The sequence below is a fragment of the Viridibacillus arenosi genome (assembly GCF_001955655.1).
GTDB lineage: Bacteria > Bacillota > Bacilli > Bacillales_A > Planococcaceae > Viridibacillus > Viridibacillus arenosi.
The window spans coordinates 518,048-542,122 of the sequence record NZ_MSPW01000001.1 but is presented as its reverse complement, the minus strand read 5'-3'; the positions used below and the strand labels follow the sequence as shown (position 1 = coordinate 542,122).

Annotated in this window: 27 protein-coding genes; all 27 read left to right on the top strand. The window is 36.5% G+C overall.

All coding sequences use genetic code 11. From position 1 onward, the window contains the following. The first annotated feature begins 19 nt into the window (after positions 1 to 19). The 27 genes from BK137_RS02640 to BK137_RS02510 all read left to right on the top strand — a co-directional run bounded on the left by BK137_RS02640 (position 20) and on the right by BK137_RS02510 (position 24,047). Positions 20 to 382 carry a response regulator gene (locus BK137_RS02640; protein WP_038184126.1) on the top strand — a complete coding sequence of 121 codons (363 nt, stop codon included), beginning with the start codon at positions 20 to 22 and terminating at the stop codon, positions 380 to 382. Between the two features lie 5 nt (positions 383 to 387). Further along, positions 388 to 1,068, top strand: a complete 681-nt coding sequence (locus BK137_RS02635; RefSeq protein WP_038184129.1) for a flagellar biosynthetic protein FliO — start codon at positions 388 to 390, stop codon at positions 1,066 to 1,068. Further along, on the top strand, positions 1,065 to 1,730 hold the full coding sequence (gene fliP / locus BK137_RS02630) for a flagellar type III secretion system pore protein FliP (RefSeq protein ID WP_038184132.1): 666 nt from the start codon (positions 1,065 to 1,067) through the stop codon (positions 1,728 to 1,730). The genes BK137_RS02635 and fliP overlap by 4 nt, the downstream gene beginning before the upstream one ends. Before the next feature lie 13 nt (positions 1,731 to 1,743). Then, positions 1,744 to 2,013, top strand: a complete 270-nt coding sequence (gene fliQ, locus BK137_RS02625) for a flagellar biosynthesis protein FliQ (protein ID WP_038184135.1) — start codon at positions 1,744 to 1,746, stop codon at positions 2,011 to 2,013. Between the two features lie 4 nt (positions 2,014 to 2,017). Then, positions 2,018 to 2,794 (top strand): flagellar biosynthetic protein FliR, encoded by a 777-nt coding sequence (gene fliR, locus BK137_RS02620; RefSeq protein WP_038184138.1) that lies wholly within the window; start codon positions 2,018 to 2,020, stop codon positions 2,792 to 2,794. A 1-nt stretch (position 2,795) separates the two neighbouring features. Next, positions 2,796 to 3,881 (top strand): flagellar biosynthesis protein FlhB, encoded by a 1,086-nt coding sequence (gene flhB, locus BK137_RS02615; RefSeq protein WP_038184141.1) that lies wholly within the window; start codon positions 2,796 to 2,798, stop codon positions 3,879 to 3,881. Between the two features lie 23 nt (positions 3,882 to 3,904). Further along, positions 3,905 to 5,938: a flagellar biosynthesis protein FlhA gene (gene flhA, locus BK137_RS02610; protein ID WP_038184144.1), complete on the top strand. Its 2,034-nt coding sequence runs from the start codon at positions 3,905 to 3,907 to the stop codon at positions 5,936 to 5,938. Further along, the gene (flhF, locus tag BK137_RS02605) at positions 5,935 to 7,053 is read left to right on the top strand and encodes a flagellar biosynthesis GTPase FlhF (protein ID WP_038184157.1); all 1,119 of its coding nucleotides are present in this window, start codon (positions 5,935 to 5,937) and stop codon (positions 7,051 to 7,053) included. The genes flhA and flhF overlap by 4 nt, the downstream gene beginning before the upstream one ends. Further along, positions 7,050 to 7,922 (top strand): MinD/ParA family protein, encoded by an 873-nt coding sequence (locus BK137_RS02600; protein ID WP_038184160.1) that lies wholly within the window; start codon positions 7,050 to 7,052, stop codon positions 7,920 to 7,922. Before flhF ends, BK137_RS02600 begins: the two co-directional genes overlap by 4 nt. Positions 7,923 to 7,973: 51 nt before the next feature. Beyond that, positions 7,974 to 9,071 (top strand): protein-glutamate methylesterase/protein-glutamine glutaminase, encoded by a 1,098-nt coding sequence (locus BK137_RS02595; RefSeq protein WP_235175723.1) that lies wholly within the window; start codon positions 7,974 to 7,976, stop codon positions 9,069 to 9,071. A 13-nt stretch (positions 9,072 to 9,084) separates the two neighbouring features. Next, complete coding sequence (locus tag BK137_RS02590; RefSeq protein WP_038184165.1) at positions 9,085 to 11,148, top strand: chemotaxis protein CheA; 2,064 nt, start codon at positions 9,085 to 9,087, stop codon at positions 11,146 to 11,148. A gap of 26 nt (positions 11,149 to 11,174) precedes the next feature. Then, positions 11,175 to 11,621, top strand: coding sequence for a chemotaxis protein CheW (locus tag BK137_RS02585; RefSeq protein WP_038184167.1), 447 nt, complete (start codon positions 11,175 to 11,177; stop codon positions 11,619 to 11,621). A gap of 16 nt (positions 11,622 to 11,637) precedes the next feature. After that, positions 11,638 to 12,270 carry a chemotaxis protein CheC gene (locus BK137_RS02580; RefSeq protein WP_038184169.1) on the top strand — a complete coding sequence of 211 codons (633 nt, stop codon included), beginning with the start codon at positions 11,638 to 11,640 and terminating at the stop codon, positions 12,268 to 12,270. 1 nt (position 12,271) lies between these two features. Continuing rightward, positions 12,272 to 12,769, top strand: coding sequence for a chemotaxis protein CheD (locus BK137_RS02575; protein WP_038184171.1), 498 nt, complete (start codon positions 12,272 to 12,274; stop codon positions 12,767 to 12,769). Then, positions 12,769 to 13,107, top strand: a complete 339-nt coding sequence (locus BK137_RS02570; protein WP_038184173.1) for a hypothetical protein — start codon at positions 12,769 to 12,771, stop codon at positions 13,105 to 13,107. Before BK137_RS02575 ends, BK137_RS02570 begins: the two co-directional genes overlap by 1 nt. A gap of 93 nt (positions 13,108 to 13,200) precedes the next feature. Continuing rightward, positions 13,201 to 13,971: a FliA/WhiG family RNA polymerase sigma factor gene (locus BK137_RS02565; RefSeq protein WP_038184175.1), complete on the top strand. Its 771-nt coding sequence runs from the start codon at positions 13,201 to 13,203 to the stop codon at positions 13,969 to 13,971. 15 nt (positions 13,972 to 13,986) lie between these two features. Continuing rightward, a complete protein-coding gene (locus BK137_RS02560; RefSeq protein ID WP_038184179.1) occupies positions 13,987 to 14,298 on the top strand; it encodes a hypothetical protein in 312 nt (103 codons plus the stop codon). Between the two features lie 8 nt (positions 14,299 to 14,306). Continuing rightward, positions 14,307 to 14,879, top strand: coding sequence for a DUF6115 domain-containing protein (locus tag BK137_RS02555; protein WP_038184181.1), 573 nt, complete (start codon positions 14,307 to 14,309; stop codon positions 14,877 to 14,879). Positions 14,880 to 15,034: 155 nt separating this feature from the next. Then, positions 15,035 to 15,754 carry a 30S ribosomal protein S2 gene (gene rpsB, locus BK137_RS02550; RefSeq protein WP_038184184.1) on the top strand — a complete coding sequence of 240 codons (720 nt, stop codon included), beginning with the start codon at positions 15,035 to 15,037 and terminating at the stop codon, positions 15,752 to 15,754. A gap of 102 nt (positions 15,755 to 15,856) precedes the next feature. Continuing rightward, the gene (gene tsf, locus BK137_RS02545; RefSeq protein WP_038184187.1) at positions 15,857 to 16,741 is read left to right on the top strand and encodes a translation elongation factor Ts; all 885 of its coding nucleotides are present in this window, start codon (positions 15,857 to 15,859) and stop codon (positions 16,739 to 16,741) included. Positions 16,742 to 16,827: 86 nt separating this feature from the next. Beyond that, positions 16,828 to 17,553: a UMP kinase gene (pyrH, locus tag BK137_RS02540; RefSeq protein WP_038184190.1), complete on the top strand. Its 726-nt coding sequence runs from the start codon at positions 16,828 to 16,830 to the stop codon at positions 17,551 to 17,553. After that, complete coding sequence (frr, locus tag BK137_RS02535; protein ID WP_038184193.1) at positions 17,553 to 18,110, top strand: ribosome recycling factor; 558 nt, start codon at positions 17,553 to 17,555, stop codon at positions 18,108 to 18,110. The genes pyrH and frr overlap by 1 nt, the downstream gene beginning before the upstream one ends. Before the next feature lie 140 nt (positions 18,111 to 18,250). Continuing rightward, on the top strand, positions 18,251 to 19,036 hold the full coding sequence (locus BK137_RS02530; protein ID WP_038184196.1) for an undecaprenyl pyrophosphate synthase: 786 nt from the start codon (positions 18,251 to 18,253) through the stop codon (positions 19,034 to 19,036). Positions 19,037 to 19,039: 3 nt separating this feature from the next. After that, positions 19,040 to 19,834: a phosphatidate cytidylyltransferase gene (locus tag BK137_RS02525; RefSeq protein ID WP_038184199.1), complete on the top strand. Its 795-nt coding sequence runs from the start codon at positions 19,040 to 19,042 to the stop codon at positions 19,832 to 19,834. A 17-nt stretch (positions 19,835 to 19,851) separates the two neighbouring features. Then, positions 19,852 to 20,997, top strand: a complete 1,146-nt coding sequence (locus BK137_RS02520; protein WP_038184202.1) for a 1-deoxy-D-xylulose-5-phosphate reductoisomerase — start codon at positions 19,852 to 19,854, stop codon at positions 20,995 to 20,997. A gap of 47 nt (positions 20,998 to 21,044) precedes the next feature. Further along, positions 21,045 to 22,304 (top strand): RIP metalloprotease RseP, encoded by a 1,260-nt coding sequence (rseP, locus tag BK137_RS02515; protein WP_038184205.1) that lies wholly within the window; start codon positions 21,045 to 21,047, stop codon positions 22,302 to 22,304. Between the two features lie 36 nt (positions 22,305 to 22,340). Continuing rightward, positions 22,341 to 24,047, top strand: a complete 1,707-nt coding sequence (locus tag BK137_RS02510; RefSeq protein ID WP_038184209.1) for a proline--tRNA ligase — start codon at positions 22,341 to 22,343, stop codon at positions 24,045 to 24,047. Positions 24,048 to 24,075 lie beyond the last annotated feature (28 nt).

Sequence of the window (24,075 nt, the reverse complement as noted above, 5' to 3'; positions counted from 1 at the left end):
GTTATTGGAGGAGTTAGACATGTCTAAAAGGATTTTAATTGTGGATGACGCAGCTTTCATGCGCATGATGATCAAGGATATTTTAACAAAAAATGGTTTTGAAGTTGTGGGGGAAGCTGGAGATGGTGCTCAAGCTATTGAGAAATACAGCGAATTAAAACCAGATTTAGTAACAATGGATATTACTATGCCTGAGATGGATGGAATTGCCGCATTAAAATCTATTAAAGAAAAAGATCCAAGTGCAATTGTTATTATGTGCTCAGCAATGGGACAACAAGCAATGGTAATCGATGCAATCCAAGCAGGTGCAAAAGACTTTATCGTAAAACCTTTCCAAGCTGACCGTGTTATCGAAGCGATCCAAAAAGCGTTAGGTTGATCAGAATGTTTTATAAAGCCTTATTGAAACTGATGTTGTGTGCATCATTATTAACAATTACATTTATTAATCCTATGCTAAACCCGACACCAGCCTTTGCTGAGAAGGGTGGTATGGTGGATGATTGCTATAACAAAGATAAAGATGTATGCAAAGAGGATTCAACTACAGCTGTCGATAAAAACACACAATCGACAGCTGTCGGCTTGTCTCCATGGGATTATATTAAAATGGTCCTAGCTCTTATCTTTGTAGTAGCCCTATTGTACGGAATGTTAAAATTCGTAAATAGTCGCAACCAAAAATATCAACATAATCAATTGATGCAAAATTTAGGTGGATTATCTTTAGGCCAACAGAAATCGGTGCAGCTCTTAAAAGTAGGAGATTCGCTCTATTTAGTTGGCGTAGGTGAAGATGTACATATTCTTAAGGAAATCTCAAACGAAGTCGAAAAAGAGCGTCTAATGACCTTATATAACGATAAACAGGAATTTGCAAATCAAGTTCCATATATTGCAGACCTTTTTACTAGTTTAAAAGAAAAAGTACGACCTTCATCGAAAGTAGATGAAAAACCAAATGAAGAATTCAAAGATCTTTTTCAACAAAAAATCTCAAAAATAAAATCTGATCGTAGTAAAGATTTGAATGAGTGGAAGCAAAAGGAGAGCGATAAAGAATGAGTGATTTAGTTAATTATTTCTCAGACAGTAATCCATCCAATGTTTCTACTTCTGTAAAACTGATGTTAATGCTAACGGTCCTATCATTAGCACCAAGTATATTAATACTAATGACATCCTTTACGAGGATTGTTATAGTCCTATCGTTCGTACGTACAGCTCTAGCTACACAACAAATGCCTCCAAACCAAGTAATAGTTGGATTGGCACTTTTTTTAACATTCTTTATCATGGCACCAACATTCCAAGAAGTGAATAAAGAAGCATTACAGCCTCTTTTTGATGAGAAAATCACACTGGATGAAGCTTACGACAAAGCGAGTGGGCCATTCAAAGACTTTATGAGTCAGCATACAAGACAGAAGGATTTAGATTTATTTTTAAAATATTCTGGTGCAGAACGTCCTGAAACGATTCAGGATATTTCATTAACTACTTTAGTACCTGCTTTTGCGTTAAGTGAGATTAAAACTGCTTTTCAAATTGGTTTCATGATTTTCATACCATTCCTTGTAATCGATATGATTGTCGCAAGTGTATTAATGTCTATGGGGATGATGATGTTACCGCCAGTTATGATTTCACTACCATTTAAAATCCTATTATTTGTACTTGTAGATGGCTGGTATCTTGTAATGAAATCATTGCTGCAAAGCTTTTAGGGGATGAATCAATATGACAGGTGAAATGGTCATTTCAGTTGCAGAACGTGCGATCATGGTTGTCCTACTTACTTCAGGGCCTTTATTACTAATCGCTTTAATTACTGGTTTGGCGGTCAGTATTTTCCAAGCAACGACACAAATTCAAGAGCAAACGCTTGCCTTTGTGCCAAAAATTATCGCTGTTTTAGTCGGTATTGTGTTTTTTGGACCTTGGATGCTTACGCAAGTGACTTCGTATGCAACAGATATTTTTGAAAATTTACTGCGATATGTAGGGTGATCGAATGGAAGAACTAGTACCTAAAGTAACTGTGTTCCTTCTCATTCTTGTGCGAATCTCGGCATTTTTTATAACGGTACCCTTGTTTTCTTATAAAACAATCCCGTCGAAAATGCGACTTACATTAGCGGCAGTAATTGCATGGATGATGTACTACACAATTGACGTTACTCCTATGGAAGTAAACGGGGAATACATATTATTAGTTATGAAAGAAGCCATGGTTGGTTTAATTATCGGCTTAATTGCTTATATGATTATGTCAGCTATCCAAATAGCAGGAAGTTTTATAGACTTCCAAATGGGTTTTGCTATTGCGAATATTATAGATCCACAGACAGGGGCACAAAGTCCTCTCTTAGGACAATTCTTTAATACATTGGCATTGTTAGTATTGCTAGGTATCAATGGGCATCATTTACTACTAGATGGTATTTATTATAGTTATGAATACTTGCCAATTGGTGAAATGTGGCCATCCTTTGGATCGGAAAATTCCACTGAATTTATTATTAAAATGTTTGCTACAGTGTTTGGTATTGCCTTTCAAATGGCTATCCCAATTGTTGCTACGTTATTCTTAGTTGATATTGCTTTAGGGATAACAGCTAGAACAGTTCCACAGTTGAACATTTTTGTGGTTGGTTTCCCAATTAAAATTGGTGTGAGTTTTCTAGTTCTTGTAGCAATGATGGGGGTAATGGTAGCAGTTATTCAAAAGTTATTTAATATTATGATTGTTAGTATGCGTGATTTTATGGTTCTAATAGGTGGTGGATAAGATGCAATATATTCGTCTTGACTTACAATTTTTTGCGGGAGAAAAAACTGAAAAAGCAACGCCAAAGAAACGATTAGATGCCCGAAAAAAAGGTCAAGTATTAAAAAGTCAGGATGTCACAAGTGCAATTGTCCTCCTATCTGTTTTTTTATTTTTATTATTTGGCGCCGCCTCTATGCGAGATAGCGTCATGGCATTTTTTAAACAAACATTTAGTCGATACTTGTTAGTTGAATCCATTTCGATTAGCTCAGTTATGGAAGTCTATAAAGAAGTCATGATTGAGATGGCATTTGTCTTGTTACCTATTATGGTGATTGCGGTAATTGCTAGTCTCGCGGGAAACTTCTTTCAATTTGGATTACTTTTTACAACAGAGTCATTAAAATTTGATTTAAAGAAGATTGATCCAATTAAAGGCTTAAAACGGATGTTCTCAATGAGGGCTATTATTGAGTTATTAAAATCAGTTTTAAAAATAACCTTTATCGGATCAGTTACAACAGTTATTCTTCTCATGAATATAGATGATGTACTAAGTTTGTCTTTTAAATCTCCGTGGGTCACTTTAATAACTGTTGGAAAATTAACAGTAATAATGGGGATTGCAGCTTCACTTACATTATTTTGTGTGGCAATCTTGGATTATTTCTACCAGAAGTTTGATTATGAAAAAAACTTAAAAATGTCCAAGCAGGATATTAAAGATGAATATAAAAATACCGAGGGTGACCCTCTCATAAAATCAAAAATTAAACAACGTCAACGTGAAATGGCCATGCGTCGTATGATGTCGGAAGTACCTAAAGCGGACGTGGTTATAACCAACCCAACCCATTATGCAATCGCGCTGCAGTATGATGATGAAAGTATGGATGCGCCAAAAGTTGTAGCTAAAGGGACCGACTTTATCGCACAAAAGATTAAATTGATTGCCAAAGAAAATGATGTTGAGATGGTGGAAAATAGACCATTGGCTAGAGCAATGTACGATCAAGTGGAAGTTGGGGGCCGCATCCCAGACGAGTTTTTCAAAGCGGTTGCGGAAGTTTTAGCTTATGTATACCGTATTAAACGCAAAATTTAAAGTTTTAAGCAGGAGGGACAAGTATGAAAATTCGCGACATAGGGGTATTATCGGCAGTTATTTTAATTGTAGCGATGCTCATTATCCCTCTACCTCCGTGGATGTTAAGCTTTCTCATTATTATTAATATATCGCTAGCGTTATTAGTTTTATTAACAGCTATGAACATGCAAGAGGCACTTCAATTTTCAATTTTCCCATCATTACTTTTATTACTTACATTGTTTCGCTTAGGATTAAATGTTTCAACAACCCGAGCAATTTTAAGTGGTGGTGAAGCTGGGAACGTAGTTGAAACATTTGGTACCTTTGTTGTAGGTGGCAATATTCTTGTCGGTTTAGTCGTGTTCGTAATTTTGATAATCATTCAGTTTATCGTTATTACGAAAGGGTCTGAGCGTGTTTCTGAAGTTGCAGCCCGTTTTACATTGGATGCGATGCCAGGTAAGCAAATGGCGATTGATGCAGATTTAAATGCAGGATTAATTTCTGAAACAGATGCTCGTCAAAGACGTGAAAAAGTAAGTAATGAGGCCGATTTCTACGGAGCTATGGACGGTGCCACAAAATTTGTAAAAGGGGACGCCATTGCAGGTATTATTATCGTCATCATTAACCTGCTTGTAGGAATGATTATCGGCGTTGTGCAAATGGATTTAGAGTTTTCTGAAGCAGTGCATTTGTTCTCTACTTTAACAGTAGGTGACGGTTTAGTATCACAAATTCCAGCATTATTAATTTCTACAGCAACTGGTATTGTAGTAACCCGCGCAGCTTCTGACGGTAATTTAAGTACAGATATTACGGGGCAATTACTTGCTAATCCGAAGTTGTTGTATATTGCAGCAGGTACAATCTTTCTGTTAGGGATTGTAACTCCAATTGAATTAATTTATACAGTGCCATTGGCTGGGCTACTTGCATTCGTCGCCTATCGTATAAGTCATCAAAAACAAGAAGAAATTGAAGAGTTACAAGAAATTGAAGAAGAAGTGGCTTCTGATAATCTGAAAAGTCCAGAAAATGTCATTAATTTATTGAATGTTGATCCAATTGAATTTGAATTCGGATATGGATTAATACCATTAGTAGATGCAGCCCAGGGTGGGGATTTATTAGATCGTGTTGTAATGATTCGACGACAACTTGCGCTTGAGTTAGGGATTGTCATTCCGGTTGTTCGTATTCGCGATAATATTCAATTACAACCGAATGAATATCGTATCAAAATAAAAGGGAACGAACTTGCGCAAGGTGAACTATTATTAGATCACTACTTAGCAATGAGTCCTGGAGATGATGACTCCATTGAAGGAATCGATACAGTAGAGCCCTCATTTGGTTTACCTGCAAAATGGATTACTGAGCAAGTGAAAGAGGAAGCCGAAATGCTTGGGTATACAGTAGTAGATCCGCCTAGTGTTGTTTCTACTCATTTGACTGAAATTATTCGTGCAAACGCTTCAGACTTACTTGGTCGCCAAGAAACAAAACAATTAATCGATCATTTAAGAGAATCAGCACCAATTTTAGTTGAAGAGTTAACACCAACGCCATTATCAATTGGTGAAATTCAAAAAGTATTGGCAAAATTATTGGAAGAAAATGTTTCAGTTCGCAATTTACCAATTATTTTCGAGACATTAGCAGATTATGCAAAGCTAACATCAGATGTAGATGTTCTTACTGAGTATGTCCGCCAAGCACTTGCTCGTCAAATTACTGCTCAGCATGCAGGCAGTCAGCCAGAATTAAAAGTATTAACTGTAGCTGCTAAAGTGGAAAAAATGATTGCAGATAGTATTCAACAAACGGATCACGGAAACTATTTAGCGATGGATCCACAAGATTCTCAAGCGATATTAGAATCTATTGCAAGAGAAATAGAACGTATTGCATTCTTTGAACAATCTCCGGTGATCTTATGCTCACCAGCTGTTCGAATGTACCTACGACAATTGACAGAGAGATATTTCCCTCAAATTCCAATTCTTTCGTATAATGAACTGGAAGCATCAATTGAGATCCAAAGTGTTGGGGTGGTGAATGTTGAATGAAAATGAAAAAGTATGTAGCACCGTCAATGCCAGCCGCAATGAAAAAAGTTCGTGCTGATTTTGGTGATGATGCAGTCATTGTCAATTCAAAAGTAGTTTATTCAAAGGGTTTTTTAGGATTATTCAAAAAGAAAAGTATTGAAGTGGTAGCAGGGCTAGATCGCGCAGAAGTAAGAGAGTCTGCGCCTCTTCTAGCTCCAGTTCAGCCTTTGATTGAAAAAAGTATTCATTCAGATCAAAATTCTGAAGAAATCAAAAAAGAAATAGCTGATCTAAAATTACTTATGCAATCAATGCAACGACACTCTGTAGGGGCCAAGTATCCAGATGAACTCTTACCTCTGATTGAACAACTAGAGAAACAGGAGCTAAATCAAGAGCTTGTCACATGTATTGGTGATGAGCTTTTTGCAATTATAAAAAATAGTAAAGGAGATTTATTGCAAGAGGAGCTTTTCAAACTTGCAAAAGAATCTCTAATAGCTAGTATTGAACAACTTCCTTTCGGTGGCATTTCTTATGAGAAAAAATATATAAACGTTTTAGGACCAACTGGAGTTGGTAAAACGACAACAATTGCCAAAATGGCTGCTAGAGCCGTACTTGAGAAGAAACAAAAAATAGGTTTCATTACGACTGATACGTATAGAATTGCTGCGATTGAACAATTGAAAACGTATGCGAATTTATTACAAGCACCTGTAGAGATTGTTTACAACAAACAAGACTATGAACATGCGCTAGAAAAATTTGATCATCTAGATTTAATCTTTATAGATACCGCTGGGCGTAACTACAAAGAAGTGAAGTACGTAGAAGATTTACAAAAATTAATCGATTTCGAACAAAACATGGAAAGCTTTTTAGTCCTATCAATGACATCAAAAGAGCGAGACATGGAAACGATAATTCAACAATTTTTGGCATTTCCTATTACTAAACTAATATTTACTAAGCTTGATGAAACAAATTCTATTGGCTCAATGATTAATTTAATGGTTAAATATAATAAAGGACTTGCTTACTATACGACTGGTCAAGAAGTACCAGAGGATATTGAGGAGGCTTCTTTAGAAAGTGTAGTTGAATTGTTCTTTCAAGGAGATAGGAAATGAGAGATCAAGCAGAATCTTTAAGAATGTATATGATGCGTAGCCAAGGATTAATAGGGAAATCTATTGCGGTTGTCAGTGGTAAAGGTGGCGTTGGAAAAAGCAATTTCACCACGAATTTTTCTAATACTTTAGCCTCTTATGGTAAAAAAGTTGTCATTGTTGATATGGATATCGGGATGGGCAATATTCATATTCTTTTAGGTGAAAGTGCTAGGAAAAGTTTGAAGGACTATTTACAGGGGGAGTGTTCATTACAAGAGGTTATTTTTGAGGGGCCAAATGGTTTGCAATATATTTCCGGTGGTACGGGTATGGTTGGGCTAATGGAATGGTCTGATAAAATGTTTAATCGTTTGATTGAAGCATTTGAAGCGTTGCAAAAGTCATTTGATTACATAGTGTTCGATATGGGAGCAGGAGCAACTAATTGGTCTTTAGATTTGTTAGTCGCTGTTGAAGATATTATTGTCATTTCTACAACTGAGCCAACATCAATTACAGATGCTTATTCAATGATGAAATATATTCACTTTAAAGACCCAGAGAAAAAATTCTATCTTCTTTGTAATCGTACAATGGATCAAGAAGAAGGTCCTGATGCCCTTAGACGTTTAAGCCATGCTATGTCACGATTTTTGTCAAAAGAAGTCACTGTGTTAGGGTCTTTACCTGAAGACCCACTTGTAAGACAGGCTGTTCGTAAACAAGTTCCTTTTTCGATTTTATTTCCAAATGCGCCAATTACGAAAACGTTACGAGATATAACTTATCGTTATATGAAAGATTGCATTGAGGAAGTACATGCACCGGCTCAGACGAATAAGTTTTTGTCTAAATTGAAGAGTATTTTTTCGAAAGGTCGTGATTAGTTGAACATTTCTCAACCGAAAAAGTTACTCATCGTTGATGATTCTGCTTTTATGAGGAAGCTCATATCAGATTTTTTTACGGATAATACTAAAATACAAGTTATAGGCACGGCTCGTAACGGTAATGATGCATTGCGCAAGATTAAAAGCCTTAAGCCTGATGTTGTGACTATGGATGTTGAAATGCCAGAAATGAATGGTTTAGAAGCTCTTAAAAGAATCATGGCAGAGTCACCAGTACCGGTTGTTATGCTATCAAGTACGACAGAACGGGGTGCGGATTCGACCTTAGAAGCAATGGCAAATGGTGCTGTTGATTTTATTGCTAAACCTAGTGGTACAATTTCGCTTGATTTACATAAAATCAAAAATGATCTTGTGTATAAAGTTGAACATGCTGCAAATGTACAAGTTTCAAAACTTCGGCAAACGATTGTCCAATCAAATACAACTAAATTAACTGGAGAATTGAGTGGTTCTGGTCTTTTATCACGAAATGTACCGAGAGTTCAGCAACAGATAAGAATGGCTGAAACAGCTGCAACACAAGTCAAAAAAGAATGGTCAGCTCATACTAAGAAACTGATACTTATTGGTACTTCAACTGGAGGTCCAAGAGCTTTACAAGAAGTCATTACTAAAATACCGGCAACCATCAAAGCTCCCATCCTAATAGTTCAACATATGCCTGCTGGTTTTACAAAGTCATTATCCAATCGATTAGATCAACTGGCTGATATTACTGTAAAAGAAGCTGAAAATGGTGACATTTTGCAAAATGGAGTTGCTTACATAGCTCCTGGTGGCTATCATATGAAACTTCGCAAAATAGGTATGTCTTATGGCATCACACTAGATGCTCAAGAGCCTCCTCGTGGAGGGCATAGACCTTCTGTTGACGTACTTTTTGAAGATACTTGTCAATTTCATGAAATTGATAAAATAGCCGTTATTATGACGGGAATGGGTGCCGATGGAACGAAGGGTTTAATTCAATTAAAGAATACAGGAAAAGTTATAGCCATTACTGAATCTGCTAATACATGTATTGTGTATGGCATGCCTAAAGCTGCTTTTGAAACTGGATTAGTTGATGAAGTAGCGGATGTAGATGATATTGCAGATACGATAATGAAATATTTGCCTTAAAGGGGGCCATTCTATGGATACGAATCAATATTTAGAAGTGTTTATTGATGAAAGTAAAGAGCATCTTCAGTCTTGTAGTGAAAGTCTACTAGAATTAGAGAAAAACCCAGATGATTTAGCAATTGTGAATGATATTTTCCGTAATGCTCATACATTAAAAGGTATGTCAGCGACAATGGGCTTCGAAGATTTAGCTGATTTAACTCATAAAATGGAAAATGTTTTAGATGCTATTCGTAACGAAAAGATTAAGGTTACACCAGAAATTTTGGATGTTGTCTTTGAGTCAGTAGACCATCTTGAAGAAATGGTTAACGATATTGCAAGTGGTGGAGATGGGAAAAAGGATGTAAGTGCAACAGTAGAATCTCTAAAGAAAATTGAATTAGGTGAAGTATTTACGAATACAATTTCAAATAACGAAGTGGCAGCAACTACAAATGTTGAACCCGCAGTGTTACTTGAATACGATGACTTTGAATTAACGGTTATACAACAATCACAAGAACAAGACTTTAACACTTATGAAATTTCAGTTCATCTACGTGAAGATTGTTTATTAAAAGCAGCACGCGTATATATGGTGTTTGAATTACTTGAAAAATTGGGTGATGTTATCAAATCATCTCCTTCTGTTGAAAAGCTTGAAGAAGAGCAATTTGATAATGACTTCTATATTGCCTTTATAACAAAAGAGCCAGCTGAAGATATTGAAAAGAAATTGTTAAAAGTATCTGAAGTAGATCGTGTCATTGTACAGCTAGTTGATTTCCAAGTCTTAAATCAAGCAATGCTAGGAACGGTAGAAACTCCACAAATTGAACAAGCCGTTGTAGAACAACCACAACAACAGGTTGCCAAGAAAGAATCTGTCGATGCACCTGCTGCTAAAAAGACACCTGTAAAAAATGGTGGTGGTCACGCAACTAGTAAAACAATTCGTGTGAATATTGAACGACTTGATATTTTAATGAATCTGTTTGAAGAGTTAGTAATTGATCGTGGGCGTTTACAATCAATCGCGTCAGAATTAAATCATAGCGAACTAAATGAAACAGTTGAAAGAATGTCCCGAATTTCTGGGGACTTACAAAATATCATTTTAACAATGCGAATGGTGCCAGTTGAAACAGTATTTAATCGTTTCCCTAAAATGGTGCGACAGTTAACGCGTGAATTAAACAAAAAAGTAAATCTAGAAATTATCGGAGCTGAAACAGAATTAGATCGTACTGTTATTGATGAAATCGGTGATCCACTTGTTCACTTAATTCGCAATGGCTTAGATCATGGTGTTGAGAGCCCTGAAGTACGTCGTGCTAAAGGAAAACCAGAAGAAGGTACAATTGTTCTGCGTGCTTACCATAGCGGTAACCATGTCTTCATCGAATTAGAGGATGACGGCGCAGGTATTAACCGTGAAAAAGTATTGTCTAAAGCAATCTCTAAAGGTGTCGTAACGCCAGAAGTTGCAGCATCAATGACAGACAATCAAGTAAATGAATTAATTTTATCATCCGGGTTCTCAACGGCAGACGTTATTTCAGACGTATCCGGTCGTGGTGTAGGACTAGATGTAGTTAAATCCACAATAGAATCTTTAGGTGGGAATATTACAATCGAATCGACTGAGGGTAAAGGTTCATTGTTCTCAATTCAACTACCGTTAACATTATCTATTATTTCTGTAATGCTTGTGGAAATTGAAAAAGAGATTTATGCAATTCCTTTATCTTCAATTATTGAAACATCAATTATTCGCTCTTCGGATATTATGAATGCACACAATCAAAAAGTAATTGATTTCCGCGGAAAAGTTGTGCCTCTTGTATTTTTAGAGGAAATCTTTGAAGTACCACGTAATGAAGCAATAGATGAAGAGTTCCATTCAGTGGTCATCGTCCGTAAAGGTGAGAAAATGGCTGGACTAGTTGTTGATTCATTTATTGGACAACAAGAAATTGTTCTGAAAGCTTTAGGAAATTATTTAACAAATGTCTTTGCTATTTCTGGTGCAACAATTCTTGGTAACGGAAAAGTTGCATTAATCGTAGACTGTAACGCGCTTATTAAATAATGAAATGATTGAAAGAGGTGTAAATGATGGTAAATACGCTCGATATAGAAAGTTTGAAAGTAATTGTTTTTCAATTGGCAGATAAAGAGTACGCAATTCCTGTTAGTCAAGTTCAAGGAATTGAAAAAACAATGCATATTACACGTGTTCCAAAAACACCGAGATACGTGAAAGGTGTTATCAACTTACGAGGTGTAGTAACGCCAATCATTGATTTACGCGAACGTTTTGACTTGGATACTTCTTCAGATAATGAAAGTACTAGAATCATCATTATTTCATTGGATGAAATGGAAGTAGGATTTATTGTTGATGCAGCTAATGATGTAATGGATATACCAAAGGAATCAATTGAACCGCAACCTGAAGTGGTTGGTTCATTAGAAGAAGAATTCATTTCAGGTGTTGCGAAAGTCGGTAAGCGCCTTCTTATTTTGCTTCATTTAGATAAAGTACTAAATACGTTAAAGTAAAGAAAGGTATGAACCTATGACATTTCAAGATAAAATCACGTCATTACATTTAGATGTTTTGAAAGAGATTGGTAACATTGGAGCAGCGCATGCTGCTACTGCTCTTTCATCTTTATTGAATACAAAAATAGATATGCGTGTACCGAAAGTTGAAATGGTGTCATTTAATGAAATGATGGAAAGAGGTGGCGGTGCGGAACAAGTAGTCGCTGGCATCTATTTGAGAATTGAAGGAGATGCTAAAGGTGGAATGTTCTTTATTCTACCGATTGAACAAGCTAATCACTTCATACAAAAATTAATACGAGATGAAGGCTTTGATTTCCGTAAAACACCTGTTTCCGAATTAGGTTTTTCTGCAATGCAAGAGCTCGGAAATATTTTATCGGGCTCATACTTATCAGCGCTCTCGGATTTCACTGGTTTGAAAATTTATCCAACTCCACCTGCGTTAAGTATTGATATGTTTGGTGCTATTATCAGTTTTGGATTAATTGAAGTATCTCAAGTGAGCGATCATGTTATCGTCATTGATACTACGATTTATGAAGAAAATATGGGAGATACAGAGACTGTAAGAGGACATTTCTTCTTGTTACCTGATCCCGACTCCTTTGAATCTATTTTTAGAGCATTAGGAGTTTCTTAATATGATAGATAGCCCTAGTGTAGTCAAAGTAGGAATAGCTCAAATGGACGTAGCAAAAGCGCCTAACACAATCCGAACATCTGGATTAGGTTCATGTGTAGGTGTAGTGTTATATGATGAATCAAAAGGGATAGCAGGGTTAATTCATGTGATGCTTCCAGATTCACAACTCGGTAGAACAGACTCGATCAATGTGGCGAAATTTGCCGATACAGGTATTCCTGCCATGGTAAATCAACTGAAACAAGAGGGGATCCAACTTTTTAAGCTAAAAGCAAAAATAGCTGGAGGGGCGCAGATGTTCCAATTTACATCGAGTAGAGATTCTATGAGAATTGGACCGCGCAATGTAGAGGCTGTGAAGTTGCAATTAAAGAAACTGTCCATTCCTCTAATTGCGGAAGATACTGGTGGTAGTAGTGGTCGAACGATAGAGTTTGATTTACAAACGACCAAATTAAATATTCGAACAGTAAATCAAGGAGTGAAAGATATATAATGGTTGGTTCTATTTTATGGAATTGTTGGGCTTCTCTGATTGGATTTTCAATTTATTTTTTCATAACATTCCAATCATTTAAGACGCCAACGACGATATTATCAAGTTCATTTATTGTTGCGTTAGTCGTATTTTTAATTGCGTTTTTAGTACGTTTTGTCATTGCATTTGTCTTTTTTTCACCACTATCAGAAGAGACTCATGCTGAGGGTGAACTTGCAATGAACAATGAACAAGTAAAAGAGCAACAGACTGGTCAAACGAATAATAACATTGAAGAAAATGCTGAAGAAGTAGCAAAAGTAGTTCAATCCATGATGTTAGAAGACATCAAATGATCATGATTTGCTTGGAATTAGAGGATTTTATACAGAAATAGATTGATATAATAGATTTACAAATTGTACTTTACTAAATGGGAGGATTCGGCGATGCAACCAACTGTAAATGAAGAGCAGAAGCTTTGGAGTAGCTGGACTGCTGAACGAGATCCTCGTGCAGGAGACTTGCTAATACGAAAGTATATCCCATTAGTATCCTATCACGTACAGCGTATTAGTACTGGCTTACCTAAAAATGTGTCAAGGGATGAATTAACAAGCCTTGGAATGATGGGACTCTTCGATGCATTAAATAAATTTGATCCAACTCGTGATTTGAAATTTGATACATATGCATCATTTCGCGTTCGTGGTGCTATTATTGATGGTCTTAGAAAAGAAGATTGGCTTCCACGTTCTGCTCGTGAAAAAGCAAAAAAATTAGATGCACAAATTGAGTCGTTAGAACAACGTTTAATGCGTCATGTAACACCAGAGGAAATTGCTGCTACTTTAGATGTGCCTGTTGATGATATCTATCAAACAATGCAAGAACACTTTATTTCAAATGTATTATCAATGGACGAGCAGTCTTCAGAACAGGATGATCATGAAGGTAAATCATTTATTATTCGTGATGATACTGTGAAAACACCTGAACAAGAAGTTGTGAAAATGGAATTACTCGGGGATCTTGCGGACAATATATTGAAGTTAAATGAGAAAGAGCAACTTGTATTAAGTCTGTTTTATACAGAAGAAATGACACTCACTGAAATTGGAGAAATGCTAGAGCTTTCAACTTCACGTATTTCACAAATCCATTCAAAAGCATTATTTAAATTGCGGAATCTATTATCATCTGAAATGCAAAATGCATAAATGGAGGCATGTTGTATGAGCTTAAAAGGTGTCGAGCTTCAAATAGCTATTCCAAAAACATTTGAAGCGGGTAAAATGGCTGACCAAGCACAACAACAAGTAAACACGAACCAAGACTTGGCCAATGCAGCTTTGCAACGCCAAATTGAGCGCAATCGCACTTCTGTATTGGAATCGGAAAGTACCGATGAGATTAAAGATGAAGATCCATCTGCGAATAATCAATCAGGTAGTGGCAAGAATAGTAAGAAAAAGCATGACTCAGAAGAAGTGAAAGAAAAAGCTAAACATCCATATAAAGGACAATTTGTGGATTATAGCGGTTAGGAGCAACAATGGTAGTTGCAATACTTGTCTTTTTATTCATGGCGCAAATCATCAGCTTCTTTTTAATTATCATGCTATATACTAAGCTTTCTCGTTTTAAAGATATTGAAGTAAAACAAGAGCGTTTAAAAGATGACATGGATAATGCTGTTGGTGCATATTTGGCTGAAATGCGTGATGAAAACAATCGATTAATCGAAGAGCTTTCCAACATTAATATAATAAATAAAACAACTAACAATGAGCCGGTGGTACAATTGTTGGAAGAAAAAGAAGTTCCAGTTGTACCTGAAAGGGAACAAAAGCAAAAAAGCGAAGAAGCTTTTTTACTATCAACAATTAGTGCATCAAAAAATGTTGCAGCAAAAGCTTATAAACAGAACCAAACTCAACCACAAAAAAAACACCAAACGTTTGAAGCAGTTCTTCAAACGGAAAAAGAGACCGTAGCAGGCATAGAAATTTCGGTAGAGGATCAAGTTCGAGAACTATATTCTCAAGGTCGATCAATCGAAGAAATTGCAAAATCTTTACAAAAAGGTAAAACTGAAATTGAACTGATACTAAAGTTTAAACACTAAATTTGTTGCAGTTGTAAGTATTGTGTGATATAGTAGCAAGTGGTGTTACAATACACACGTATTCTGATGTATGGAGCAGGTGCTCTTTTAATAGAGTTACTCTTACAAATGACGAATACGGAGGACAAAAAAACCATTTTCAGGAGGAAACACACATGTCAGTAATTTCTATGAAACAATTACTTGAGGCTGGTGTACATTTCGGTCACCAAACTCGCCGTTGGAACCCAAAAATGAAGAAATACATTTTTGTTGAGCGTAACGGTATCTACATTATCGATTTACAAAAAACTGTTAAAAAATTAGAGGAAGCTTATGACTTCATGCGCCAAGTTGGTGCTGATGGTGGTAAAGTGCTTTTCGTTGGTACGAAAAAACAAGCACAAGAAGCTATCAAAGAAGAAGCAGAGCGTTCTGGTAACTACTATATTAACCAACGTTGGTTAGGTGGTACTTTAACTAACTTCGGTACTATCCAAAAACGTGTTGCTCGTATGAAACAAATCGAAAAAATGGAAGAAGACGGTACTTTCGAAGTTCTTCCTAAAAAAGAAGTTGTTCAACTTAAAAAACAACACGAACGTTTAGTTAAATTCTTAGGCGGTATCCGCGACATGCAAGGTATTCCTGATGTTATGTTCGTTGTAGATCCACGTAAAGAACGTATTGCTGTTGCTGAAGCACGCAAACTAAACATCCCTCTTGTAGGTATTGTTGATACTAACTGTGATCCAGATGAAATCGACTACGTTATTCCTGCAAATGACGATGCAATTCGCGCTGTTAAATTATTAACTGCAAAAATGGCAGACGCTTTAATTGAGTCTAAACAAGGTGAAGAAGAAGCTCCAGCTACTGAAGCTGCAGCAGAGTAATTCACAAGTAAGAAACAGGTGATAAGCGGCTAAACCCTCTTATCGCCTTTTTTTGAGAAAACAAAAAAATTCATAACATGATTACACAAGGAGGAACTAACAATGGCAGTAACTGCACAAATGGTAAAAGAATTACGCGAAAAAACTGGTGCCGGTATGATGGATTGTAAAAAAGCATTAGTACAAGTAGACGGAGATATGGACGCAGCAATCGACTTCCTACGTGAAAAAGGTCTTTCTTCTGCAGCTAAAAAAGCAGATCGTATTGCAGCTGAAGGTACAACTTTCATTTTAGAAGAAGGAAACGAAGCTGTACTAGTTGAAGTAAATGCTGAAACTGACTTCGTAGCTAAAAACGAAGGCTTCCAAGTTCTTGTAAAAGAATTAGCAGCTTACCTTCTAGCTACTAAACCTGCTTCAGTTGAAGTGGCTTTAGAATCTACTATGGAAAACGGTTTAACAGTAGCGGATCACATTTCAAATGCGATTGCTAAAATTGGTGAAAAAATCACTCTTCGTCGTTTTGAAATCGCTACAAAAACTGACGCTGACTCATTCGGACCATACCTACACATGGGCGGTCGTATCGGCGTATTAACTGTAGTTGAAGGAACAACTGATTCTTCAGTCGCTAAAGACGTAGCTATGCACGTTGCAGCTTTAAATCCTAAATACATTACTCATGACCAAATTTCTCAAGAAGAAATCGATCACGAGCGTAAAGTATTAACTGAACAAGCTCTTAACGAAGGTAAACCAGAAAATATCGTAGCTAAAATGGTTGAAGGCCGTCTACGTAAATACTTCGAAGAAATCTGTGTTCTTGACCAACCATTCGTTAAAAACCCAGACCAAAAAGTTGGCGATTTCGTTAAAGCTGCTGGCGGTACTTTAAAATCATTCGTACGCTATGAAGTGGGCGAAGGTATTGAAAAACGCGAAGACAACTTTGCTGAAGAAGTAATGAACCAAGTTAAAGGTAACTAATTATTACACATTTAATATATCAGACTAGGGAGCACAGCTTTTCGTGTTCCCTATTTTTCAAGAAAAAAGTATGACGGAGGTTTCCAATGAGTGTGCCACAATACAAAAGAGTCGTCATCAAATTAAGCGGTGAGGCTTTAGCAGGGGATCAAGGCTTCGGACTTGTTCCTAATATCGTAAAATCAGTAGCAGAACAAATTAAAGAAGTTGTGGACCTAGGAGTAGAAGTTGCCCTTGTTGTTGGCGGCGGTAATATTTGGAGAGGTAAGATCGGTAGCGAAATGGGTATGGAACGTGCAAATGCGGACTATATGGGTATGTTAGCTACTGTGATGAACGCTTTAGCATTACAAGATTCATTAGAAAACCTTGGTGTTGAAACACGCGTGCAATCTTCAATAGTTATGACACAAGTAGCGGAACCTTATATTCGTCGTAAAGCAGTACGCCATTTAGAGAAAAAACGCGTAGTTATTTTTGCGGCTGGTACAGGTAATCCTTACTTCTCGACAGATACAACAGCTGCATTACGTGCAGCTGAGATTAACGCCGATGTAATATTAATGGCGAAAAACAATGTAGATGGCGTATATTCAGCTGATCCAAAAACAAATGCAGATGCAGTAAAATATGATAATTTGACATACTTAGAAGTTATTCAACAAGGTTTGCAGGTAATGGATTCTACTGCTTCAACACTTTGTATGGACAATGATATCCCGCTCATAGTATTCTCAATAATGGAGAATGGAAATATTAAACGTGCCGTTCAGGGTGAAACTATTGGCACAGTTGTTAGGAGGAATTCGTAATGCCTAAAGAAGTGATGACTCAAGCGAATGAGAAAATGACAAAAACAATCAACGCGTATTCTCGCGAACTAGCTTCAATTCGTGCTGGACGTGCGAACGCTTCACTATTAGACCGAATTTCAGTTGAATATTACGGTGCACCAACACTAATTAATCAATTAGCAGGTATATCTGTTCCTGAAGCTCGTCTTTTAGTAATTCAACCATATGACAAAACAGTTCTAGGTGATATCGAAAAAGCACTAATGAAATCAGATATTGGTATTACACCAACTAATGATGGGAATGTAATTCGTTTAGCAATCCCTGCATTAACTGAAGAGCGCCGTAAAGAACTTGTTAAAGTCGTTAAAAAGTCTGCTGAAGATGCTAAAGTTGCAATTCGTAACGTGCGTCGTGATGCAAATGAGGATTTCAAAAAGCTCGAAAAAAATGGCGATATTACAGAAGACGATTTACGCGGCTATGCTGATGATGTCCAAAAGGCTACAGACGAAAGCATTGTAAAAGTTGATGAACTTGCTAAAGAAAAAGAGAAAGAAATAATGGCAGTTTAATTTCAAGAACCTTGTTTTCTAAAAGACGTCCTAACTAAGGGGACGTCTTTTTTTTAAACAAGATTAAGGAAAAGAATTCTTATTTTTGATATGATAGATGAAGTATACGTTCCGATTTGTAAGCTAGTGGAGGATTCTAAATGTTGAATAAACTCGTATGGAGAAAATCAGATAAACAAAATCGAAATTTACAGGAACGAATTTCAGATATGACTGGAGAAATTGTGCCCAAACACATTGCTATTATTATGGATGGTAACGGTCGTTGGGCAAAAAAACGTGCAATGCCACGTGTAGCTGGTCACCATGAAGGTATGAAAAATGTTCGTAAAATTACAAGGGCTGCAAATGCGATTGGCGTGAAGGCTCTTACTTTGTATGCTTTCTCAACTGAAAATTGGAAGCGACCTAAAATGGAAGTAGAATTTTTAATGCGCTTACCTGAGGAATTTTTAACTTCATTTTTACCCGAACTCATGGAACTGAATATTCGAATCGCTATGATTGGAGAAATGGACTCTCTTCCTGAACATACACAAAATGCTGTAAAAAAAGCGATGAAAGATACGGAAAAAAATACAGGGATGGTATTAAATTTTGCACTAAATTATGGTAGCCGTTCTGAGATAGTATCAGCGGTACAACAATTAGTTCAGAAAGCTCAAGATGGTGAAATTGCATTGGAAGATATTACAGAAGATAGTATTTCAACGCATTTAATGACTAGTGAGTTACCAGAACCTGATTTATTAATTCGTACAAGCGGAGAGATTCGTTTGAGTAATTTTATGCTTTGGCAGCTAGCATATACTGAATTTTGTTTTACTGACACGCTCTGGCCGGATTTTGACGAACATTCACTTTTAGATGCGGTGAACGATTATCAAAAACGTAATCGTCGATACGGAGGATTGAAAGGGGAATAAAACGTGAAACAGCGTATTATCACAGGCGTCATTGCTGCTGCGTTATTTATACCATTTGTTGTTTTGGGAGGACTTCCATTTTCGTTATTAGTATATGCGATGGCAGCAGTTGGTCTGTATGAAATTTTACGAATGAAGGGTATATCGCTATTTTCAGTACAAGGCATTCTAACATTACTAACAATGTTTATTTTGCTAATGCCAAATGATTGGGAGGCAAAAGTTTTAGAAGTAACATCTTATTCGAAAATGGAATTTCTATTTTTAGGTGCTATTCTATTACTAATTTATACAGTGCTAATTAAAAACAAGTTCACCTATGATGAAGTAGGGTTTGTTATTATTAGTGTGCTTTATGTAGGTATGGGTTTCCATTATTTGATTGAAACACGAATGGAAGGGTTAGAATATGTTATCTATGCCTTGGTTATCGTGTGGACAACTGACTCAGGTGCTTATTTTGTAGGGCGCAAGCTTGGAAAAAACAAATTGTGGCCAGAAATTTCACCAAATAAGACAATTGAAGGATTTGTAGGCGGGATTGTTACCGCTATTGTCTTTGCAATACTATTCCAACTGATTGTTGGTATTGAAACAACATATGTCACTTTAATTATTGTAACGGTTATTGCTTCTATTTTCGGTCAATTGGGCGATTTAGTAGAATCAGCGATTAAACGTCATTATGATGTAAAGGACTCCGGTAAAATATTACCTGGACATGGCGGTATTTTAGACCGTTTTGATAGTTTATTATTTGTATTACCATTGTTGCATTTCTTGCACTTTGTTGGATGAAGAAGGAGAATATTTTGATGAAATCAATTAGTTTACTAGGCGCAACAGGATCTATTGGTATTCAAACGTTAGATATTGTGAAGGACCATAAAGATTCGTTTCAACTTGTAGCCTTCTCTGCAGGGAAAAATATCGAAAAAACACGTGAAATTGTAAAGGAATTTAAACCTCTTATCGTATCAGTGCAATTGGCTGAAGATGCAGTTGCATTGCAAAAAGAGTTTCCGAAAACTGATTTTGTTTTTGGTGCACAAGGCTTACTAGACGTAGCTACTTGCCCTGAAGCTGATGTGTTGGTCAACGCAGTATTAGGTAGTGTTGGATTAGAACCAACATTAGCTGCGATTAAAGCTAAGAAGAATATTGCCATTGCTAATAAAGAAACATTAGTTACTGCCGGTCATATAGTAATGTCGGAAGCTAAAAAACATGGTGTGGCAATTTTACCAGTAGATAGTGAACATTCAGCTTTATGGCAATCGATGCACGGCGAGAACCGAAAAGACATTTCACGTTTAATATTAACTGCTTCTGGTGGTAGTTTCCGCGATCAAACGCGTGAAGATTTAAAAAACGTAACTATAAAAGAGGCGTTAAATCATCCGAACTGGTCAATGGGAGCCAAAATTACAATTGATTCAGCAACATTGATGAATAAAGGACTTGAAGTCATTGAAGCGGCAGTGTTATATGATGTGGATTATGATAATATTGACGTGTTAATACATAGAGAAAGTATTATTCACTCAATGGTTGAATATCATGATACTAGTATTATGGCTCAACTAGGTACACCTGATATGCGAACACCAATTCAATATGCTCTTAGTTATCCTGAGCGTTTACCACGTTCAACCGCAGAACGTCTTGATTTGGCGAAAATATCTCAATTACATTTTGAAAATGTAGATTTACAACGTTTCCGCTGCCTTGATTTCGCATATAAAGCAGGTCGAATGGGAGGGACAATTCTTACAGCCATGAATGCGGCAAATGAAGCAGCTGTTGGAGCTTTTTTGCAAGAAAAGATTAAATTCTTGGAAATTGAAGATCTTATTGAAAGAATTATGGACAAACACGTGAACATTTTACAACCTGATTTAGAAACTATTTTACACGTAGACAAAGAAACGAGAAAATCAGTTCAAAGCATGATAAAATAACTACAGGATTGAATGATATTTTTTCAAGCTGAAGAAGGTGGGATTCCATGCAATCAATCATTGCATTCATAGTAGTGTTCGGCTCAATTGTATTTTTTCATGAGCTCGGTCACTTTATTTTTGCGAAACGTTCAGGTATTTTAGTTAGAGAATTTGCAATCGGCTTTGGTCCTAAAATTTTAGGGATTACAAAAGGTGAAACATTGTATACTATTCGATTACTTCCACTTGGTGGTTATGTACGAATGGCTGGAGACGATATGGACAATATCGAATTACAACCTGGTTATAGAATCGGTATGCAACTGAATGACAAAGATGAAATCGAAAAAATTGTTTTAAATCAAAATAAGCAACTACCGGACATGTTATTTTTGGAAGTTGAAAAGGCGGATCTACAAAAGGAATTGTGGATTGAAGGCTATGACGAAGATGAAAAACTTGTGCGTTATGATGTAGCGCGTGATGCAGTTATTAATGAAAATGGCACGGAAACAATTATTGCTCCTTATGATCGTCAGTTTAATTCAAAATCATTAGGTAAACGTGCAATGACGATTTTTGCAGGGCCATTATTTAACTTTATCCTTTCATGCATAATATTCATTGTTATTGGACTAGTTCAGGGAATTCCAACAAATGAGCCTGTTATTGCTGATGTAGTAAAAGGTAGTCCAGCTCAAGCGGCGGGTATCGCTAAAGGGGATGTCGTTACGGCTATTAATGGCAAAGCGATTGACAGTTGGCAAGAATTATCTGAAGCTATTCAAAATAGCCCGAAAAAAGAAATGACCTTGGATGTACAACGTGGTGAAGAAAAAGCGCAAATTACACTAACACCAAAAGAAGTTGTAGTAAATGAACAAAAAATGGGACAAATAGGTGTACAATATTCAAGTCCGATGGAAAAAAATCCACTAAAAGCATTCTCGTATGGTGTGGAGCAAACGTATACATGGACAATGAAAATCTTTGAACTATTAGGTATGCTTGTAACTGGTAAATTTACACTAGATGCATTATCTGGTCCTGTTGGTATATACAAAGCAACTGAAGAGGTAGCTAAATACGGGTGGACAAATGTCATGAACTGGGCAGCTATTTTAAGTATCAACCTAGGAATCATGAATTTATTACCTCTACCAGCTTTAGATGGTGGACGCCTATTATTCTTCGGTTTTGAAGCTATACGTGGCAAACCGGTTGATCGTCAAAAAGAAGGCATGGTGCATTTTGTTGGTATTATGTTGTTAATGATTTTAATGATTGTCGTTACTTGGAACGATATTCAAAGATTTTTCTTTTAATAAATAATTATAAATAACGCAAAAGGTGTGGTTTTTATGAAACAAAGCAAAACATTTATCCCAACCTTACGTGAAATACCTGCTGATGCTGACGTTAAGTCTCATCAGCTATTATTACGTGCAGGTTTTATTCGTCAAAATACAAGTGGTGTCTATTCATACTTACCACTAGCTACAAAAGTACTTAAAAAAATAGAGCAAATTGTTCGCGAGGAAATGGAAGCAATCGATGCTGTCGAATTGTTAATGCCTGCTTTACAGCAAGCTGAGCTTTGGCAAGAAACAGGACGTTGGGAAGCATATGGTCCAGAGTTAATGCGTTTAAAAGACCGTCATAACCGTGATTTTGCATTAGGAGCTACACACGAAGAAGTTATTACTTCTTTAGTGCGTGATGAAGTAAAATCTTACAAAAAATTACCATTAACACTTTATCAAATTCAAAATAAATTCCGTGATGAAAAGCGCCCTCGTTTTGGTTTATTACGTGGTCGTGAATTTGTTATGAAAGATGCATATTCATTCCATGCTACACGTGAAAGTTTAGATGAAACATATAATGATATGGTAAAAGCTTATACGAATATTTTCACTCGACTTGGCTTAAACTTCCGTGCAGTTATCGCAGATTCAGGTTCAATAGGCGGTAAAGATACACACGAATTTATGGTGTTATCTGAAATTGGAGAAGATACAATTGCGTTCTCTGATGAATCAAGTTTTGCTGCAAATATTGAAATGGCTGAAGTAAACGTAGAGTATAGTCATTCAAATGAAGATATGAAAGAACTTGAAAAAGTTTCTACACCTGACCAGAAGTCAATCGATGAGATTGTTGAATTCTTAAAAGTATCACCTGAATCTTGTATTAAATCATTAGTATTTAATGTAGATGACGACCTAGTTGTTGTATTAGCTCGTGGAGATCATGAAATCAACGATATTAAATTAAAAAACGCACTGGATGCACAATCTGTTGAGTTAGCAGATGACAAAGTTATCTTTGATTTACTAGGTAGTCATGTTGGTTCTTTGGGACCTGTAAAACTTCCTATTAATGTAAAAGTGGTTGCGGATAATGCAATCAAATCTATCCGTAACGGTGTATGTGGTGCAAATGAAGACGGTTTCCACTATATTAATGTAAATCCAGGCCGTGACTTTGCAATTGATCGTTTTGAAGATTTACGCTTTATTCAAATTGGCGACCCATCTCCAGACGGAAAGGGCACAATTAAATTTGCTGAGGGTATTGAAGTTGGGCATGTATTCAAACTAGGTACAACATACAGTGACTCTATGAAAGCAACTTTCCTGGATGAGAATGGACGAGCTCAATCATTTATCATGGGTTGTTATGGTATCGGTGTGTCTCGCCTGGTAGCTGCAGTTGCAGAACAATTCCAAGATAGCTATGGCTTTGTTTGGCCAAAACAAATTGCTCCTTATGATATTCACTTGATTTCAGTGAATGAAAAAGATGAGGCACAAAAGAACTTAACTGAAGAAACGTACAAATTGTTGCAATCATATCGCTATGATGTGCTTTATGATGATCGTAAAGAGCGTGCAGGAGTTAAATTCGCAGATGCAGATTTAATCGGTTTACCAGTACGTGTTACAATTGGTAAAAAAGCTTCAGAAGGTATTTTAGAAGTGAAATTTAGACAGTCTGGCGAAACTTTCGAATGGGCTAAAGAAGAGTTAGTCGATCGTTTGAATAACTTTTTTCACGCTGAGTAATGTTGAATGAGTCAAAAGGGGGAAGTAC